We start from the raw sequence: 19,219 nt of genomic DNA, 5'->3' as shown, positions 1-19,219 counted from the left end.
CAGATGCTGGTTAGGTTCGGGTTCGTAGCCATGAGCATGCTGCTGGAAAACGCTTCGCCTTCGCGAACGATGACGTTTGCAAATTTTACGAAGCTTGCCGATCGTGAAGCGGCTCTGCGCAAGCTTGAGCGGATTGCTGAGGATAATTTGCGCAGCACACTGCGGATGCTGAAGCATGCCAAGGGGAGCGATATTCAGATGTATCGTTTCTCCTCTAAGCTGATCCCGCTGGCAACCCATCAGGGTGTAGCTGATTGGGATGCTTATCCGGCCCTGCGTGAAGCTTTTCGTGAAATTGGTGATTTTGTGCAAAAAAATCGGATGAGGGTTTCGTTTCACCCTGACCATTTTTGCGTATTCAGTACGCCTCGGCCCGAGGTGCTGGAAAGCTCTATACGGGACATGGAATATCATGTCCGCATGCTGGAGGAAATGGGACTGCCGGAGTCAGTCAAGTGCAACATACATATTGGCGGTGCATATGGCGATAAGATGGTCGCAGGAGCACGCTTTATTCGGCAGTTTCAGGCACTCCCGGAGCGCTATCGAAACCGCGTCACGCTGGAGAACGACGATAAGACGTTCAATGCAGTCGAGACGCTGGAGGCGGCTCAGGCTGTGCAAGTGCCGATGGTGCTTGACGTGCATCACCATCAGGTGAATGATGGCGGGGTTTCCTTGGACAAGCTGTGCAGCAGTCTGTGGCCGCAAATCGCCGAGACGTGGCGGCTTGAAGAACAGCGGCTGAATAGCGAAGCGGCTGCTGCGGCTGCTGGCAAGGACGATACGGACGAAATTAGCCTGCCGCCGAAAATCCATTTTTCCAGCCCGAAGGATGGGCCGAATCCACGCAGTCATGCTGATTATTTGAATGCGGACGATTTGCTGTTGTTTTTGCGGAAGGTGGCGGCGGTGACGCCGCAGCTTGACTGCATGCTCGAAGCGAAGCTCAAGGATAAGGCGCTGCTGGCGCTCATGGATGGCTTCCGCATGTTGGCGGATAGGGGCGAAGGCGTTCGGATCGTGGACGACGGCAGTATTGAAGTAACCGAGTTATAACCTTTACACAAGCATGCAGCACCGTCAGCTATCGTTGACGGTGCTCTTCTACTAGGAATGAAAAGTGACGGTGTAGGGGAACATGTAACGCATCATGATTGAACAGAAGGCGGTGACAGCGTGTTTGAATGGATTGCACTCGTATTATTAGGGATGGCAGCAGCGATGTTCGGAAGCATTGTCGGTCTGGGCGGTGGTATTATTATAGTGCCAGCCCTTATGTATTTGGGGCCTTCACTTATAGGAGCTCCAATCGACCATGGCACAGCGGTTGGCACCTCGCTTACGATGCTCATTGTAACAGCGCTTGCCTCGACGCTATCCTACGCAAAGCGCAAAATCGTCGATTATCGCAGCTCCTGGCTGCTGTTCACGACAAGCGGTCCGGCTGCCATGCTTGGAGCGGCTATGACAGGGCTTTTGAAAGGCGCCGCATTTAATTTGTCCTTCGGCATTTTTATGCTGCTTATATCTGCTTTATTGATCGTACGAAATTATTTGAAACCGGTTGCGCGGGAGTGGCCGGTACAGAGGACGATGGTGGATGCAGCTGGCGAGCAGCATACGTATGGCTATGCGATTTGGCCGATGCTTGTTATTGGGTTTGGTGTTGGCATCATTTCCGGATTGTTTGGCATTGGCGGGGGCTCATTGTTCGTTCCGCTAATGGTGCTGCTGTTCCGTTTTCCGCCGCATGCGGCAACCGCTACGTCGATGTTTGTCATTTTTTTATCGTCGATATTAGGCAGTGCCACGCATGTATGGCTGGGGGAGATCAACTGGTGGATTTTACTTGCCCTTATTCCGGGCGCATGGGTTGGCGGGAAGCTGGGAGCTTATATTGCTAACCGCATGAGCGGTAATGGGCTGCTATGGCTGCTGCGGGTTACCCTGCTCGTTCTGGCCTGCCAACTGGTCTATGAAGGCATTAGGCAGCTGTAGCTTTTTTTGAACTCTAGCAAAAAGACAGGAACGCATATTGATTTATGAGCGTAATAATAGATAATGTTAATAGTTAAACTTATAAAAGAGAGTTGGGTGATGCACCGTGAGTGATCAGCGTGAACCTTCAGTTGTAAGCGGCAAAAGCTTCACTGCGGTTGCGATCAATTGCGCGGCCAAAGCGGGCGAATGGATCAAGACGAAACTGGGGAATTATAATAGACTGGATACAAAATTCTCTTCGCATGATTTAGTAACAGAAGTAGATAAGGGCTCGGAGCAGCTTATTAAAAAGCTGGTTCTGACTCATTTTCCCCATCATTCTTTTTTGGGGGAAGAAGGGGTCGAGCCTGGACCTGAGGCTTCAGCTCAGGCACTTGCCGACAAGAGCGAGGCGGAATATTTATGGATTGTCGATCCGATTGATGGAACAACGAACTTCGTTCATGGTTTTCCTTTTTTCGTCGTATCGATTGCGCTTGCTTATAAAGGTGAAGTCATCGTTGGGGTTGTATATGACCCGATGAGGGACGAGCTGTTCCTTGCCGAGAAGGGGAAAGGCGCCTATGTATCCGGCAAGCGGATGCAGGTGTCGAAGGAAGAAACGCTCAGCAGTAGCTTGATCGCGACGGGCTTCCCGGCAGATCATCTTTATGCGCTGCCGCTGAATTTGAAAGGCATTCAGGCGCTTGCGCCGCAGGTACGCAATCTTCGCTCGTCAGGCTCGGCTGCGCTTCATATGGCTTATGTGGCAGCAGGCCGCCTTACAGGCTTCTGGGAAATCGGGCTGAACAGCTGGGATTTGGCAGCAGGCTCGCTGCTTGTACAGGAATCGGGCGGCATCGTCACAGATACGCAGGGCAAAGGCTACCATCTCGGCGTTCGAAATGTAGCGGCTTCGAATGGGCTGATGCATGAGCCGTTTTTGAAGGCATTGGCGGATGCCGAGGCAGTAAAGTAGCAGGGGATAGAGTGGACGTGCTTGATTAGTCGTCAGTTAAATTAATGAGCAGCAGCAAAGAAGCAGCCTACTGTAGGCTGCTTCTTTGCTGCTATGATAATGGTACTCTATGCAGTACCAATGGTTTAAGTGGGGTACGTGATCGCAGGCAAAGTGCATCGAGTGTACGATCGATCTTATTCCCCTTGTTTCTTAAGCGCAATAATTTCAGCTTCTGATAAACCGGAAGCCGCAGCAATAATGGAAATCTCAACGCCGAGTGCTAAAAGCTTCTGGGCAACTTCTAGCGCTTTTTTTTGCTCGCCTTGAAGGACTCCGCGTGCTTCTCCGAGTGCCTCTCCTTCAGCAAGCGCTCCCTCAATCATAGATGCCTCATCATGAAGGAATTTCTGCCTGTCTTCATATAATCTGCGAGCCTCAGCATCCTGGCTAAGAAACTCTAAGGTAGTCATGGCCTTCTTTAATACCGGTTCGTTCATTTTGATCTTCCTCCAATTGGCAATGATCCTCTCACGTCTAGAGCTCGAACCACTCCAGCATGCCGTCATATCGGTAAGCTTCTGTTTCCAGCTCCATCTGTTTCAACCAGCCTGCAGCAAGCTCGTTACGGATATGAAACAGACAATAAACATAAGTCTCACTATCGGTGATATCTTCGATTCCAATTGCTGTTTCTATCGACACCTGCAAGGCTAATGGCCAGAAGGTGTCATCCTGAAGCAGGGTGAAGCCATTATCATATCGCTCGATCCTGTATGGCTCCGATACATGAATGGCCCCAGCCAGACGCTTCACAAGCTCAGGAAGGATCGCAGGCTGCTTAGTCTTTATACCATATTCCCAGCCCATAACTTAACTCCTTTTGATTCAAAAGTAGAAAATAAAGCCGCCCTCTGTTCAGAGAGGCGACTTCATGATGCCAGCCATTCATCCCAAAAAGGACTGGCTGCTGCGTTATGCTATTTCCGCAACTGAATTTGCTGAATACGGTGCTGGGCATCCTTTTGCAGTATCAGCATAGCCCGCCGTTTCGTCGGCAAAATATTATCGTACAAATTGACGGCATTGATTTCCTTCCAGATCGTTGCTGCTGTCTCGACAGCTTCTTCATCCGTCAGGCTGGCATAGCGGTGGAAGTAGGAGTCCTTGTTCTTAAAAGCGGTATGCCGCAGCATCAAAAATCGTTCGACATACCAGCGCTCGATGAACGTTTCTGGCGCATCGACAAAAATCGAGAAGTCGAAAAAATCGCTTACAAAAGAGTGCGCTTCTTTACTGACCTGCAAAACGTTAATCCCTTCGACAATCAGCACATCCGGCTGTTCGACAAGCTGATATTGCCCGGGAATAATGTCATAGGTCAGATGAGAATAGATCGGCGCCTCTACACGGGGATTGCCCGATTTAATTTGCCCCATAAAATCCATCAGCGTCTTGACGGCATAGCTTTCGGGAAATCCTTTACGCTTCATCAGCCCGCGTTCCTCCAGTACCCTTTTGGGGTAGAGGAAGCCGTCTGTCGTAACGAGATCGACCTTGCGGCCACTCCCATGCATGGAAAGCAGCCGCTGCAGCAGCCGCGCTGTCGTGCTTTTGCCTACGGCTACACTGCCGGCTATGCCTAGTACAAACGGTACTTTAGGTGCCTCCATATGCAGAAAAGCAGCTGAAGCCTGCCTTAGCCGCTCAGCAGCTTCGATATGCAGGTTCAGCAGATGGGTAAGCGGCAAATAAATCGCCTCAACCTCCTCAAGCGACACTTGGTCATTGAGGCCTTTCAGTTCACCCAGTTCATCCTCCGTGAGTGGCAGAGGGGTATGATCACGGAGTGCCGACCAAGCGGCGCGGTCAAATTCCATATATGGGTTCATCAACATGTCCCTTTCTATTACAGAAGGCATTGGGCTGACCTCTCCTAAAGCTTGCTGAAAGCGTGCTCCGCCGCTTCAATGGTCGCATGAATATCTTCATCGGTATGGGCGATGGTCAGAAACCACGCTTCATATTTGGAAGGTGCCAAATTAATGCCCTGATCGAGCATTAGCTTAAAGAAGCGACCGAACAGCTCGCCGTCCGTATCCTGCGCTTCATCGTAATTCGTAACGGGATGATTGCAAAAATGGGCCGAAAATGATCCGCGAATTTGATTAATCGTGAGCGCAAAGCCATTTTTATCTGCTGCCGCTTTCAATCCTCCTGCCAGCTGCCCAGCAAGCCGATCCATACGCTCATAAATGGCAGGCGTCTTCAATACTTCCAGACAGGCGATACCTGCGGATATGGAGGCGGGGTTGCCGGCCATCGTTCCGGCCTGATAAGCAGGGCCGAGCGGTGCGACCTGCTCCATAATGCTGCGGCGTCCGCCATAAGCGCCGATCGGCAGCCCGCCGCCGATAATTTTGCCAAGCGCCGTAAGGTCCGGCTCAATGGCAGCTTGATCAGGGAAGGCAGCGAACGTTTGCGAGGAGCCGTAATGGAAGCGGAATGCGCTAATGACCTCATCATAAATAACAAGCGCTCCAGCCTCACGCGTCAAAGCGCACAGCTGCTCTAAATATCCTTCATGCGGCATTACCATGCCGAAATTGCCAACAATAGGCTCTACCATAACGGCTGCCGTCTCGTGGCCGAAGCGTTCAAGCGCCTGCTTCAAGGCCGGAATGTCGTTGAACGGCACCGTAATGACCTCTTGGGCAATGCTAATCGGTACGCCAGCGCTGTCCGGTATGCCAAGTGTTGAGGGACCTGAGCCTGCTGCTACGAGCACTAGATCTGAATGTCCATGGTAGCAGCCGGCGAATTTAATAATTTTGCTGCGTTTCGTGAACGCCCGTGCGACGCGAATGGTCGTCATCACCGCCTCGGTGCCGGAGTTGACGAAGCGCACTTTATCCATAGAGGGAATCGCGTCCTTCAGCATGCGTGCCAATTGAACCTCAAGCTCGGTCGGCGTACCATACAAAATGCCATTTTGCGCGGCTCGAACAATCGCTTCGGTAATATGCGGATGGGCATGTCCCGTAATAATGGGACCGTACGCCGCCAAATAATCGATATAGCGATTGTCGTCGACATCCCAGAAATAAGCGCCCTCGGCACGTTTCATAAATACGGGTGCACCGCCGCCAACACCTTTGAACGAACGGGAAGGGCTGTTGACGCCGCCTACAATATGCTCAAGCGCTTCGACATATAGCGCCTCGGAACGTGGTCTTTGAATCGTCATAACGATAATTCCCCCTTGAAAAATAGTGCAGCATCCCGCCTGGAAGGCGAGAGTGCCAGCCTAAATATGTAATATCAAAACGTCCTCATTCCACTTGGAATGAGGACGACAAACATCAATCTCAATCTGCTGTCTAAACAGCTCATTACTAGATTATCTTATGGGGATGGAGTGGCCGAAGCTCCAGCACTGCTGCTGGCATCTCCGCCGTCAGCGCCAGGTGATGCCTCAGGAGAAGCGAGCGTATCGTCGCTTTCCAGCAGCGTGTCCACATAGGCCTTAAGCTCATCCTCATTGCGTACGCCAAGCACCGAAGCGCCGCCAACCTCTTCATCAGCAATCATATCCATCGGCGGAACCTGTGCGGTTCCAGCGACATGGCTGTCAACTCCAAGCTGTCCGAGCTTGAGCATGTCTGTGGTCGTTAAATTCGTTTCAATATACGGAGAGACGCTCTCCAATATTTCTTTCATTTTAAGAATATTCCAGCCCGATTGCAGTTCCTTGGCAAGAGCCTGCAGAAATTTGCGTTGACGCTCGGTACGTGTGAAGTCGCTCATTGCATCATGGCGGAAGCGTACATATTGCAGCGCTTTGTCGCCATCCAGCAGCTGGACGCCCTTTTTTAAATCGATATCGTAACGGTTGCCGTCGGCATTGTCGGTATAACGCATATCCTTCTCGACATCGATCGTGATGCCGCCCATTGTATCAATTAAAGATTTAAAGCCTTCAAAATCCGTATAGACATAATACTGAATGTTGAGTCCCAGCAAGTCGCTGACCGTCTTCATTGCCAGCTCAGGCTTGCCTAGTGTGATGGCTGTATTAATACGTCCCCGTCCATGCCCTTCGATACTGACATAGGTATCGCGGAGTATAGATAACAGATGCGCTCTCTTCGTAGTTGGGTCTATAGAAAGAACGAGCATAGAGTCCGAACGCGGAATTTGACCTTCATCCAAGCCACGAGCGTCGCCGCCCAGCAGCAAAATGTTGACGCGCTCTGTTCCTTCCCATTTAGGTGCTTCGAGCCCCGTGTCCTCAAAATGGGAGAATCTTGATTCCTCTTTAGGTTTATTGAAATCCGACGTAGCATTATAAACGCCATAAATCCAGTAACCTGCATAAGCAATACCGATTCCCAGCAGAATAAGGACAATTGTCAGAATCCATTTCCACGTTTTTGATAGCTTAGCTTTCTTCGGCCGATTTTCCATTATGCTAGTAATGCCCCTTTCAAAATGTCACAGTACCCCGTCTTCCATTCATTCCCCTTGACTGCCATTGTAAAACGTTTCTCTAATAGCATTTACGTGCCCTGCCATCTGCTGTATGATTACATATTGTAAAATTATAATTCGGAAGGACATACGGAAGCAAGTTTTATCAAAATATAGGATAATGAAGTGTGATGACCGTGAATCATCGCTCTTTTTGCAAACCGGGGATTAGCATAATTTCCCGGGGAATGTCGACCGTATTAACGGAGAGGAGCTAGACGAACCAATGCTGGCAATAGATGTTAAGGATCTGCGCAAGCAGTTTAATGTGCAAAAAAACCGGGAAGGGCTGTCCGGGGCGCTGAAAGACCTGTTCAAACGCGAATATACGGAGGTTACAGCCGTAAAGGATATTTCTTTTCAAATCCCGCAAGGCGAAATCTGTGGCTATATCGGTGAAAATGGCGCAGGCAAATCGACAACCATTAAAATGCTGACGGGCATTTTAGTACCAACGTCCGGCGATTTGCGTGTCAACGGTTACGTTCCCTACAAGGACCGCGAAAAGTTTGTCGCTGAAATCGGAGTCGTCTTCGGACAGCGTTCGCAGCTATGGTGGGATATTGGGGTTATTGAGTCGTTTCAATTGCTGCGTAAAGTGTATCGTGTATCGGAGGCCGATTTCCGCAAGCGGCTGAACAATTTGATCGAGCGTCTTGAGCTTGGCGATTTGCTCAACCGTCCTGTCCGCAAGCTGAGCCTCGGACAGCGGATGCGCTGCGAGCTTGTCGCTTCGCTGCTGCATAATCCGTCGATTTTATTTTTGGATGAGCCGACGATTGGTCTTGATATTATCGTCAAAACAGAAATTCGCGAATTTCTGAAGGATTTGAACCGTGAGGAAGGAACGACGATCTTGCTCACGACTCATGATTTACAGGATATCGAGGCGTTATGCTCACGTGTCATTATGCTTGATGATGGTCGCATTATCTATGACGGCGGGCTGGAGGACTTGAAAAATCGCTGGAGCAAGGGGCGCGAAATTCACTTTGAGTTCAGTACGCAGACGAAGCTGTCGACGCTTCAAGCCTTGACTGGCGAGTTAGATGTAACTTGGAAAATGGACAATGATTTGACGGCAACGATGTGGCTGCCGCATGCGATCAATGTATCTGACGCCCTGTCCAAGGTTGTAGGCGGTGCGGCCATTCAAGATATTAAAATTGTGGAGACGAACACGGATGAAATCGTTCGTGAAATTTACCGCTCCGGCTCGGCTAGCACAGAATCAGAGCAGCAGGCAGCGCTTAAGGAGACGACGGTCTCATGATGGGCGCTTATCTGGATTTTATTCGCATCCGTTTTATTACGATGCTGGCATACCGCGTTAATTATTACAGTGGTATCGTTATTTATGCGATTAACATCGGGGCGTATTATTTTTTGTGGAAAGCAATTTTCGGGGAGCAGCAGGAGCTGGCGGGCTTTACCGTCGCCCAGATGACGACTTATGTCGCAGTATCGTGGATGGCGAGAGCGTTTTATTTTAACAATCTAGATCGTGAAATTGCGAATGACATTCGGGACGGCAGCGTCGCTACCCAAATGACCAGACCGTATTCCTATTTGCTCGTGAAAATGATGCAGGGCTTTGGCGAAGGCTTATTCCGCTTGCTGCTGTTCATGATTCCGGGCATGATTATCGTCTGCCTGATTTTTCCGGTGAAGCTGCCGACCGATCCCATGACGTGGATGATTTATTTAGTCATGCTGCTGTTCAGCTTTCTCATTAATTCACAAATCAACATTTTAACAGGGCTGTTTGCCTTCTTCGTTGAAAATAACGAGGGCATGATGCGGATGAAACGCGTAATGGTCGATTTATTTTCCGGCGTCGTCGTGCCGATTGCTTTTTTCCCGGGCTGGCTCGCAGCCATTATGAAATGGCTGCCGTTTCAGGCCATCACGTATTTGCCGAGCTCTGTTTTCACAGGCAGGACGCCGGGCAGCGAAATTGCTGGCGTGTTTGGCCTGCAAGTAGTATGGTTCGTCGTACTGCTTGTGCCAATCTGGTTCACATGGCGGGCGGCGCGCAAGCGTCTGTTCGTGCAAGGAGGTTAAGGCAGGCATGCTGTACGCACAATTATTTTGGGAATATATTAAAAACTACGCGAAGACGCGGCTGACCTACCGAATGGATTTTTGGATCGAGATCTTGTCCGATATGATGTTCCAGTTCATGAACCTGATCTTCATATTAATTGTTTTTCGTCATACCCCATCGCTGGGCGGCTGGTCCGAGGCAGAGGTAGTGTTCGTCTATGGGTTCTTTATGATTCCATATGGCATTTTCAGCACCTTTTTCAGCATCTGGAATTTCAGCGAGCGGTATATTGTCAAAGGGGAAATGGACCGGATTTTGACGCGTCCGGCACATAATTTGTTTCAGGTACTGCTCGAAAATGTCGATCCACCTTCCCTGATCGGCTCCGTCGTCGGCGCAATTATTATGTTCGTATGCTGGGGAGAGCTGGGATTGCCGTTCCATGTCATGGATATTGTGCTGCTGGCGGTATTCGTTATTGGAGCCGTACTGGTGTATGCGGGTATTTACACGGCCTTGTCGGCGATATCCTTCTACTCGGATGCTCCTACCGGCATCGTGCCGCTCATGTACAATATTCAAAACTACGGACGTTATCCGGTTAACATTTACAATAAAATGATTCGTTTCGTGCTGACCTGGCTGCTGCCTTTCGCATTTGTTGGTGTCATTCCCGCTTCGTATTTTCTCGAAAAGAAAGCGGATGACCTGTCGCAGCTCGCGCTGCTGACTCCAGTTGTGGGGCTTGTGTTCTTCACGCTCGGTCTGCTGCTGTGGAACCATGGCGTGAAGCGTTATCGCGGTGCAGGCTCGTAACGAATAGTTGTTTCAATGCGGCGAGGAACTATTCCTCGCCGTTTCAATGTAAGCCAACAGCGTTCAATACACGGGGTAATGTTTATAGTTTTACATACATATAAAAATGGGAATCGGAGGTTGAATACATGTCTACGATAGAAGTGGGACAAGCGGTGCCGGATTTTAAGCTTCCAGCATCGGATGGTACACAGGTGAGCCTAAGCGATTACTGGGGCAAAAAGGTTGTGCTTTATTTTTATCCGAAGGATAATACGCCGACCTGTACCGATCAGGCTTGTGATTTCCGCGATGCTTATCCAGGGATGGTTGACCGTGATTCGGTTGTCATTGGGATTAGTCCTGACAGCGTGAAGTCCCATGAGAAGTTTATTGCGAAGAAGGAGCTACCGTTTCTGCTGCTCGCGGATGAGGAGCATGAGGTATGCGAGCTGTTCGGCGTGTGGCAGCTTAAGAAGCTGTATGGCAAGGAGTATATGGGCGTCGTACGCTCGACCTTCCTTATTGACGCTGAAGGCAAGCTTGCGCGCGAATGGCGCAAGGTGAAGGTGAAAGGGCATGTGGAGCAGGTTGTGGAGGCTTTGAAGGAGCTTTAGGGAGTATGAAGGTGCAGTAGATAAAATTAGGGCATGCAGCAGGATTTTGATTCTAGCCGCATGCTTTTTTATTATGCAGATTTTTGGTCGTATTTAACTAATTAAAATCCAACTTTTGCCGATATATCTAATTAGACAGAAGAAAAGGAGATTGAGACATGAAGAAATGGTTACTTAGTTTTGTTTCTGCAATATTATGTTTTGTGTTAGTTATTCCGAGTACGTTCGCGGCAAACCTGAATGATGTTCTGTTAAACCCTGAAACGGGTTGGAAAAGGGTAGATCTAAAAACGAATACTCCAAATATTACTTATATAGGGAGTTGGGTATTAGATACAACTGCGCAAAATTACATGGGGAAAACTAGTGGCGATTCCATTGGAAGCAGCAAGGATTTAAAACTTAGATTTGATTTTACAGGAACCAAATTAAACATTCGTTCATGGTTGGTAAAAGGTGAATATAGCCTTATTATTGATGATGTTAATTTAGGTAAATTTAAAGGTGGCGGTGCGAAACAATATGGCGTCACCTATTTTAACGATAGTTTTTCAAATGGGAGACATTCTGTTGAGCTAACCGTTACTCAATCCGAAACATTTATTGATACGATCGATATAGCGGAAGATGGAGAAATCTTGCCATTTACAGGAGTGCAGGCTCCATTAAATCTGACAGCAGAATATTCAAAACCAGGAGTAGGGCTTCAATGGGATTTAGTAAGTAATGCTACCTATATTCTTAAAAGAAGTACTTCTATCGGTGGACCTTACACAACAATTGCAGAAAATCTGAGCAATCCTTCGTATACGGATGCTAACGTTCAGTACAATACAACTTATTACTATGTAGTGTTCGCTACAAAAGATGGCCGCATAAGTGCAAGCTCGAATGAAGCTTCCGTCAGCATACCCGTACCGTCGATGAGCCTTGATATTGAATCAAATGTCACACAGGTATCTTTATTCGACACGTTTGTTGTACAGGCGATTTTGAAAAATGCTTCTAATATTTATGCAGAAGATTTCAATATTCAGTATGACGATACTCGCTTTAAGCTTATTTCTGTTGAGCCCGTAGATTTGGTTAGTATTGCGTCAAATACGGAGATCAATAATAATACGCTTAGACTGATTACGGCTAGCAATGGCGCTGATAATGGTATTAATGGAAACGGTGTGCTTGTTAATTTGCATTTTAAAGCAATTGCCGTAGGATCGGGCAAGATTGATGCCTTAAAAGCTAGAGTAGCTGATAATGGCTACAATGAGATCACCTTGCCATTGGTTGATGTTGGTGAGACTACAATAGAGGTTACTCCAGTTGCGGATTTCTCTTTGAAGGATCTTGGAGCAGCATCGTATCAATTAAACAATGAGAAATCATTCCTAAGTGAATTGCTGATGAATTTTCTAGGTGCTATCGGTCTTGTGAGCCAAGTGGACTTGACTAAAATTGGCGAAGCATTGCTAAGCAGCCTTAGCTATGAGTTTAATCACTAGTCTATTCAATTAAGCGATGTAGTCATAAGCTTCACACAGGCGAAAAGTCCTGTGTGAAGCTTATTTTGTTGTAGTACCTTTTTCACATTAGATGTGTTCACCTAACGCTAAACTATATCTGCTCAACAGTGGACGCTACATTTTCCCATTTGCTGCGTCTATAATAGAGGAAGGTTAGTTGAACGGATTACAGAAATGGTTAACGTATAGAATTAGGTGTAAGTGTAGGCGAATGAGAAAAAGGAGTTGGCAGGGAATGACAGGCATAAAAGGAAAGAAGATAGCAGGTTGGTTGAATCGGCATACAGTGGCGCGCAGTGCACTGATCGGAATCGCTGCCGTAACAGCGTTTGCTGGTGCTGGCGGTGCGGCGGCGGCGGCGGCTCAAACTAGCAGCAAGATAGAGACGGTGCAGCCAGCAAGCAGCAAGGCGATTGCAGTCGAGGTGAATGGCAAGGCGGTGGCATGGAACGTGCAGCCGCTTATTAAGGACGGCAATACATTCGTGCCGCTTCGTGAAGCAGGCAAGGCAGCTGCGGGCAATATCGAATGGGATGGGAAGACGCAAACGGCAACGATTAAAGTTAACGGAGACGTAATTGTGCATAAGGCGGGAACGTCGGTAGTAACGGTGGACGGGCTGCTTATGAACATGTCCGCTCCTTCCCTGAATATAAAAGGAACGCTCATGCTTCCGCTTCGGTCCGTAACAGATGCGCTCAAAGCATCGCTGCAGCTGTCACAGACGAAGGAACTGCTGACGATCCGGATTCAGACGGATGCAGTAACGAAGTATAGCAAAGCGGATGCTGCTATTGACGCCTATTTGAAGGGCGAAGCCTTCTCGGGCATGGCGCTTGTAGCGAAAGACGGCGAGGTGCTGCTGCGCAAAGGCTATGGCTTTTCTGGAACAAATAAATTGAATCGTCCAGACGCGAAGTCGCGTATCGCTTCCATTACAAAATCATTTACAGCTGCATCCATCATGCAATTGGTCGAGCAAGGGAAGCTGAGCCTAAACGATCCAGTGTCCAAATTCGTAACAGGTATCCCGCGCGGTGATGACATAACCATTCATATGCTGCTTTCGCATACGTCAGGGCTTCCATCTGAGTTTACACGAAGTGGCGACGTCACCATTGAGCAGACGATTGCGGAGCTTCGGACGAAGCAGTTGAAATATGAGCCGGGCACGACTTATTTATATAGCAATAACGGTTATGTGCTGCTAGCTTATGTACTGGAGCAATTGTCTGGCGAAAGCTATGCCGACTATGTAAGCAAGCATTTTCTTACTCCGCTGGGCATGAAAAATTCAGGGACGGCTACGCCTGCAACCCCGACCATTCAGGGCTATATTTTGCAAAAAAATAAGGAGTGGGCCGCAGCTCCTTATTATGTGTCGCAGTCGGGTACGGGAACGCTTTATTCGACCGTCGATGATTTGCTCAAATGGGATACGGCGCTTCGGGCAGGCAAGGTCGTAAGCGAGCAGTCGCTTGAAGCGATGTATACGCCGCATTCGGATAAAAATTACGGCTACGGCTGGATTGCGCTGAGCCTGAATGGCGAGAAGGGCGTCTTCCATAATGGCAGCGGCAGCGGCTATGCGACGGGCATGCTGCGTAATTTGGATAGCGGCATGACGGTTATTTTGCTCGGCAACCATGCGGGCATGGATATGACAAAGCTGCTGCAGCAGGTGCATAAACTGGCTTCTGAACAATAATTTAAATATCTGGATGGTCGCTGCTTGCTGTAGCATTGTCTGTTTAGCGAGGACGGCCATCCAAATTCATTGAGTCGTGAAAATTTTGAAACCGCGCTAATTTCCCCTAGGCATAAAATGAAAAGATTGGCTTAATCCCTCGAGTATGAATACATATAATCCCAAACTAACTCTCAATGATGTTAACTATTTCATAGCGGAAAACCTAGCCCGATGGTGCTAATTGAATGGTTCAAAACAACCATTTTTGTCCAATATTTTGAAAGAACGGCGTGTACTATGGTATTATACAAGAAAATAAGAACATATGATCTGTTTTTTGCGAAAGGGAGACCACAATGATGGATATGATTAAGCCGCCGGCTGAAATGCTATTTGAAGCAGAGCTGCGGGCGCTGCGTGAAGAGGATAATGGAAAACGTCCGCCCGAATGGCTGCTGTCTCCGGCCTATGTGCGCGACTTTATAATTGGCAGAGATAAACCTGCTATCGTGGACGGCAAAGAAGTCGCGATTACCCGCAAATTTTATGGAAACGATGTGCTGATCGAACGAGCTGTTGTCACCTTGGCAGGCAATCGGGGGCTAATGCTCGTTGGAGATCCGGGTACAGCGAAGACGATGCTCAGCGAGCTGTTGTCAGCGGCCATATCGGGGACGAGCTTGAATACAATTCAGGGAACAGCCGGGACGACGGAGGATATGATCAAATACTCTTGGAATTACGCGATGCTGCTGGACAAAGGCCCATCCGAGGCTGCGCTTGTGCCAGCACCTTTATATAACGGAATGAAGCAGGGCATTATGACCCGCTTTGAAGAGATTACCCGCTGCCCAGCGGAAGCGCAGGACAGCTTGATTAGCATTTTGAGCGACAAGGTGATGAATATCCCTGAGCTGGACGGCGGCGTATTGTTTGCAAAGCCCGGCTTCAACGTCATTGCAACGGCGAATATTCGCGACAAAGGCGTCAACGAAATGAGCGGTGCCTTGAAGCGCCGATTCAACTTCGAGACGATCAAGCCTGTCAGCAGCATGAAGATGGAAGCGAAAATTATTGAAAATGGGGCCCGCAGCCTGCTTATGCATAGCGGCGTTGACGCCGAAATTGACCTGAATGTAGTCGAGCTGTTGGCGACGACATTTATGGAGCTGCGCTCCGGCATTACGCGCGAAGGCTACAAAATCGACATCCCCGCAGCCTCCATGAGCACAGCAGAAGCGGTTTCTGTCTATGTTCAAAGCGCGATGACCTCCTATTATTATGAAAATAAATCGATTTCGCTTGATCGGCTCGTGCAAAATATGCTCGGAACGATTGCCAAGGAAAATGAGAAGGATTTGTCCATCCTGAAAACCTACTTCTCCAAGGTCGTCAAAGAACGCTCCAAGGAAGATGTGATATGGAAGGACTACTATGAGGAAAGAAAATGGATTGGTTAACGGGCGAGGCTGATAAGAATCTGCCGTCCCTATTTGATCAGCAGGTGTTTAATCTGAACAGCGGCACCGTTTATTTTCCCATTCGCCATCATAGTCCAGCTTGTTCCTTTCATCTGCTTAAGGTAATTAAGCAATATAGGCCTAGTATTATTTTGATCGAAGGGCCAGCGAGCGGAACTCCGCTCATTCCGGTGCTTGCGGATGAGGCGACGGAGACGCCCGTCAGTCTGTATTGTACTTATGAGGACGAGCAAGGCGGAAGATCGGCTTGCTATTATCCGCTTCTGAGCTACTCCCCGGAGTATGTGGGCATGAAAGAAGCGGCACGTCTCGGCATACCGGCGGCGTTTATCGATCTGGACTACAGTCACGAAGCTAGAGCGGAAGCCGAGAAGCAGGAGAAGTCCATACAGGATGAAACGCTGCTAGCCGGCTCCGATTTTATTAATCGTTTATGCCGTAAAATGAACTGCCGCAGCTTTGATGAGCTGTGGGAAAAGCTGTTCGAAATCGAAGGGCAAGCAGCAACGACAGAAGCTTTTATGCAAAATGTTTTTACTTACTGTGCATTATCCCGCATGTGCTATTCGAAGGAACAGCTTCGCGTTTCTGGCGATTTGGCGAGAGAGGCTTATATGAAAGAACGTATTAAGCAGGCTGCGTCTGAGCATGATCGTGTCCTTGTCATTACAGGCGGATTTCACACGTACGGCCTGCTTGAAGCTCCTCAATCAGACGGGCCAGCGCTCAAGGTGCAGCAGAAGGATCAGCAGCTTAACAGCGGCGAAGCTATTCATCAGCAGCTGTATCCGATGGTCTATACGTTCGAAGAAGCGGACCGCTTGAATGGATATGCGAGCGGGATGCCTTATGTGAACTATTATGAGCTTATTTGGAATAAGCTCCTGCACAATAAAGCAGAGCCCTATAACCAGACAGCGCTCGCCTTGTTATCCGAGCTGATGCGCAAGCTTCGCAAAGGTCATGAAGAGGTATCGACGAGTGACGCTATTGAGGCGTACAGCATGATCCAAGGGCTCGCCGTGCTACGTGGCAAACGAGAAGGCGGAGTATACGAGCTTCTGGATGCCGCGCTCTCCTCCTTCGTGAAAGGGGAGCGGACGCTGGCAACGGACAAGCCGCTTGAAGAGCTGGGCTTGCTTCTGACTGGGGACAAAATCGGCATCGTGGCTCCCAATTCGTTTAGGGTGCCGATTGTGGAGGATTTTAAAAATCGCTGCTCCGCGTCAGGGCTTCACATTAAGACGACCGGCAAGCACAAGAAGGTGCTTGATTTGTACGCCAAGGCAGAGCATCGTCTGCTTAGCCAATTGCTGCAATGCGCGAGCTTCCTTGTTCCGGATTTTGCAGTCCGGGAGTCTGGGCCGGATTGGGTTGCCTATCGGCATATGAATCTCGTTCGTGAAACTTGGGTCTACGCGTATTCATCCCGCATTGAGGCGAGATTAATCGAAAACTCGCTTTATGGAGGAACGATCAAGGAGGCAGCAGCACGCAAAATCGGGGAACGGATACAGGAGCTTCCCGATCATCATAGCGGCGAAATCGCGAATGCGCTGCTGCAGGCTCTACTTATGGGCTTGCAGGATACAGCGAGGCGATTATATGAACAGGTGCAGGCCGCTTTGCGCAAAGACGGTAATTTTCTGTCGTTGTGCCAAACGCTTACGGTATTAAATCGTTTGCGCCAGCATGGCAGACTGCTGGGACTTGCAGCAGACGAACAGCTGCCGCTGCTCGTAGCAGAGGCTTATAACAACGCGGTAGATAAGCTGCTGGGGCTTGCAGCCATCCATTCGGATGAGCATCCAGCGATTATACAAGGGCTTAAGCTGCTGGCTATGCTGGCGGAGTCGTCTGAAGCGCATTTTCAGAATGCTACATTCAGAGGACATTTGAGCGAGCTGTTGTCGGACCGGAAGCTGTCCCCGCAACTGGAGGGCGTGGTGATCGCTATATTAGCAGGGCTTGGAGACAGAACGCGTGAAGAGATGGTTGAGCGTGCAAGAAGCTACGTTCGCGGAACGCCTGATCAGGCCAAGCAGACGGCGAAATATTTGCAAGGGATGTTTGCAATCGCGCGCGATGCTTTTTTATATGATGATCAACTGCTCGGCGAATTGAATTATTTAATCGAAGAGCTTCCTCCTGATGATTTTATTGCGATGGTGCCGGAGCTGCGGCTCGCGTTCACCTATTTTACGCCAATGGAGACATCCTTGATTGCAGAGCGAGTCGCTACACTGCATCAAGCAGAGCCGGGAGAGCTGGAGCGTCCGCCTATCGATGAGCAGACGCTTATACAGGCCAAAGCGCTGGATGAAGCCATTCGGAAGGAGTTTGCCGCATGGAAGCTAATATGAACTGGCAGGATGAACAAAGTGAACACAAGCATGAGCATGGGGATATGGCACAAGTCACAAGTGCTCCCGCCGCTTCAAGCGGCCGCACGTCGGCTGAGGCTTTGAATCGGTGGCGGCTCATCCTCGGCGAGGCTGCCGAGGAAGGCTTATGCGAAGCCGAAGGCTACTCGCCTGAACATTTTTCATATACGGAAATGGATGAACTGCTTGCCTATTTGTATGATCGCGAATATGGCGAGGAGCAGGGCTACAGGAAAACAGGCGGGCGGGGTGCCTCAGAGCTTACCGTTCCCAAGTGGCTGCATAAGGTGCGGGAGCTGTTTCCGAAGCAGACGGTTGAAATATTGGAGAAGCAGGCGCTCGACCGTTATGGGCTGACCGAGCTGCTGACGGATAAGAAGCTGCTTCAATCGCTTGAGCCTAACATGAATCTGCTCAAGAACATCTTGCAATTCAAAGGTCGGATGAAGGGCGATGTGTTAAGAAGCGCTAAGGAAATCGTTCGTGCGGTAGTGGAGGTTCTGCGTCAGAAGCTCGAATCACAGGCGAAAGCGAGTATACTTGGCAAACGCAGCCGTTACGCGAGCAGCTCTGTGAAGTCACTGCGCAATTTGAATTTTAAGAAAACCATTTCTAGAAATTTGAAAAATTATGACCGCAAAAATGGCAGGTTTGTGATCGACCACCTATATTTTGACGGCAATGTGCAGCCGCATAACAAATGGAACATTATTATTGGCGTGGATGAGAGCGGGAGCATGCTGGACTCGGTCATTTACAGCTCGGTTATGGCGAGTATTTTTTACAAGCTGAATGCACTGCGTACGCACTTATTTATTTTTGATACCCAGGTCGTTGATCTAACGAGCAGGCTGGAGGACCCCGTTGATCTGCTGATGAATGTTCAGTTGGGCGGCGGCACGCATATTGCCAAAGCGCTGCGCTATGGCGAGACATTGATTGAAAACCCTGGCAAAACGATTTACATTTTGGTCAGCGATCTGGAGGAAGGTTATCCGATTCAGCATATGTATAAGGCTTGCAAGGATATTGTGGACGCAGGCTGCAAGCTGCTGGTGCTGACTGCACTCGATTTTAACGGGGACTCTGTTTATAACAAGCATGCGGCGCAGACGCTCACCAATATGGGTGCGCATGTCGCGGCAATTACACCAAATGAGCTGGCCGACTGGATCGGCGATATTATAATTTAATTATTGGGAGGACTCGGA

The 19,219-nt window shown here is 49.1% G+C and carries 16 protein-coding genes and 1 pseudogene; 12 read left to right on the top strand and 5 right to left on the bottom strand.

Annotation, left to right across the window (positions count from 1 at the left end; genetic code table 11):
• Nucleotides 1–3 precede the first annotated feature (3 nt).
• The 3 genes from uvsE (at nucleotide 4) to AC50YG_RS07955 (ending at nucleotide 2,962) form a co-directional block, all read left to right on the top strand.
• On the top strand, nucleotides 4–1,059 hold the full coding sequence (uvsE, locus tag AC50YG_RS07965) for a UV DNA damage repair endonuclease UvsE (protein WP_494825975.1): 1,056 nt from the start codon (nucleotides 4–6) through the stop codon (nucleotides 1,057–1,059).
• A 120-nt stretch (nucleotides 1,060–1,179) separates the two neighbouring features.
• Nucleotides 1,180–2,001, top strand: coding sequence for a sulfite exporter TauE/SafE family protein (locus AC50YG_RS07960; protein WP_494825974.1), 822 nt, complete (start codon nucleotides 1,180–1,182; stop codon nucleotides 1,999–2,001).
• 106 nt (nucleotides 2,002–2,107) lie between these two features.
• Entirely contained in the window at nucleotides 2,108–2,962 is an 855-nt protein-coding gene (locus AC50YG_RS07955) for an inositol monophosphatase family protein (RefSeq protein WP_473756648.1), read from the top strand.
• Nucleotides 2,963–3,138: 176 nt separating this feature from the next.
• On the opposite strand, the pseudogene AC50YG_RS07950 reads toward AC50YG_RS07955, so the two are convergent.
• The 5 genes and pseudogenes from AC50YG_RS07950 to AC50YG_RS07930 all read right to left on the bottom strand — a co-directional run.
• Nucleotides 3,139–3,462: pseudogene (locus AC50YG_RS07950) on the bottom strand (Rpn family recombination-promoting nuclease/putative transposase); the annotation flags it as partial.
• Between the two features lie 16 nt (nucleotides 3,463–3,478).
• Nucleotides 3,479–3,811 carry a hypothetical protein gene (locus AC50YG_RS07945; protein WP_494825972.1) on the bottom strand — a complete coding sequence of 111 codons (333 nt, stop codon included), beginning with the start codon at nucleotides 3,809–3,811 and terminating at the stop codon, nucleotides 3,479–3,481.
• Between the two features lie 110 nt (nucleotides 3,812–3,921).
• Complete coding sequence (gene coaA / locus AC50YG_RS07940; protein WP_494825970.1) at nucleotides 3,922–4,863, bottom strand: type I pantothenate kinase; 942 nt, start codon at nucleotides 4,861–4,863, stop codon at nucleotides 3,922–3,924.
• A 14-nt stretch (nucleotides 4,864–4,877) separates the two neighbouring features.
• Nucleotides 4,878–6,188 (bottom strand): glutamate-1-semialdehyde 2,1-aminomutase, encoded by a 1,311-nt coding sequence (locus tag AC50YG_RS07935; protein WP_494825968.1) that lies wholly within the window; start codon nucleotides 6,186–6,188, stop codon nucleotides 4,878–4,880.
• A gap of 158 nt (nucleotides 6,189–6,346) precedes the next feature.
• Nucleotides 6,347–7,408, bottom strand: coding sequence for an LCP family protein (locus AC50YG_RS07930; RefSeq protein ID WP_494825966.1), 1,062 nt, complete (start codon nucleotides 7,406–7,408; stop codon nucleotides 6,347–6,349).
• A 289-nt stretch (nucleotides 7,409–7,697) separates the two neighbouring features.
• Between AC50YG_RS07930 and AC50YG_RS07925 the strand changes: the two genes are divergently transcribed.
• The 9 genes from AC50YG_RS07925 to AC50YG_RS07885 all read left to right on the top strand — a co-directional run bounded on the left by AC50YG_RS07925 (nucleotide 7,698) and on the right by AC50YG_RS07885 (nucleotide 19,201).
• Nucleotides 7,698–8,744 (top strand): ABC transporter ATP-binding protein, encoded by a 1,047-nt coding sequence (locus tag AC50YG_RS07925; RefSeq protein ID WP_473756639.1) that lies wholly within the window; start codon nucleotides 7,698–7,700, stop codon nucleotides 8,742–8,744.
• Nucleotides 8,741–9,535 carry an ABC transporter permease gene (locus tag AC50YG_RS07920; protein WP_341281009.1) on the top strand — a complete coding sequence of 265 codons (795 nt, stop codon included), beginning with the start codon at nucleotides 8,741–8,743 and terminating at the stop codon, nucleotides 9,533–9,535. Before AC50YG_RS07925 ends, AC50YG_RS07920 begins: the two co-directional genes overlap by 4 nt.
• A gap of 7 nt (nucleotides 9,536–9,542) precedes the next feature.
• Nucleotides 9,543–10,334 (top strand): ABC transporter permease, encoded by a 792-nt coding sequence (locus AC50YG_RS07915; protein WP_046232135.1) that lies wholly within the window; start codon nucleotides 9,543–9,545, stop codon nucleotides 10,332–10,334.
• 128 nt (nucleotides 10,335–10,462) lie between these two features.
• The gene (bcp, locus tag AC50YG_RS07910) at nucleotides 10,463–10,930 is read left to right on the top strand and encodes a thioredoxin-dependent thiol peroxidase (RefSeq protein ID WP_494825963.1); all 468 of its coding nucleotides are present in this window, start codon (nucleotides 10,463–10,465) and stop codon (nucleotides 10,928–10,930) included.
• A 158-nt stretch (nucleotides 10,931–11,088) separates the two neighbouring features.
• Entirely contained in the window at nucleotides 11,089–12,432 is a 1,344-nt protein-coding gene (locus AC50YG_RS07905; protein ID WP_494825961.1) for a cohesin domain-containing protein, read from the top strand.
• 256 nt (nucleotides 12,433–12,688) lie between these two features.
• A complete protein-coding gene (locus AC50YG_RS07900) occupies nucleotides 12,689–14,161 on the top strand; it encodes a serine hydrolase domain-containing protein (protein ID WP_494825959.1) in 1,473 nt (490 codons plus the stop codon).
• A gap of 341 nt (nucleotides 14,162–14,502) precedes the next feature.
• On the top strand, nucleotides 14,503–15,603 hold the full coding sequence (locus AC50YG_RS07895; RefSeq protein ID WP_494826365.1) for an ATP-binding protein: 1,101 nt from the start codon (nucleotides 14,503–14,505) through the stop codon (nucleotides 15,601–15,603).
• Nucleotides 15,591–17,987 carry a DUF5682 family protein gene (locus AC50YG_RS07890; protein WP_494825957.1) on the top strand — a complete coding sequence of 799 codons (2,397 nt, stop codon included), beginning with the start codon at nucleotides 15,591–15,593 and terminating at the stop codon, nucleotides 17,985–17,987. Before AC50YG_RS07895 ends, AC50YG_RS07890 begins: the two co-directional genes overlap by 13 nt.
• Nucleotides 17,988–18,031: 44 nt before the next feature.
• Nucleotides 18,032–19,201, top strand: a complete 1,170-nt coding sequence (locus AC50YG_RS07885) for a VWA domain-containing protein (RefSeq protein ID WP_494826363.1) — start codon at nucleotides 18,032–18,034, stop codon at nucleotides 19,199–19,201.
• Nucleotides 19,202–19,219 lie beyond the last annotated feature (18 nt).

This window comes from Paenibacillus sp. J31R34, assembly GCF_059383715.1.
The sequence above is the reverse complement of the archived record's forward strand: the minus strand, read 5'-3'. Positions and strand labels throughout refer to the sequence as shown.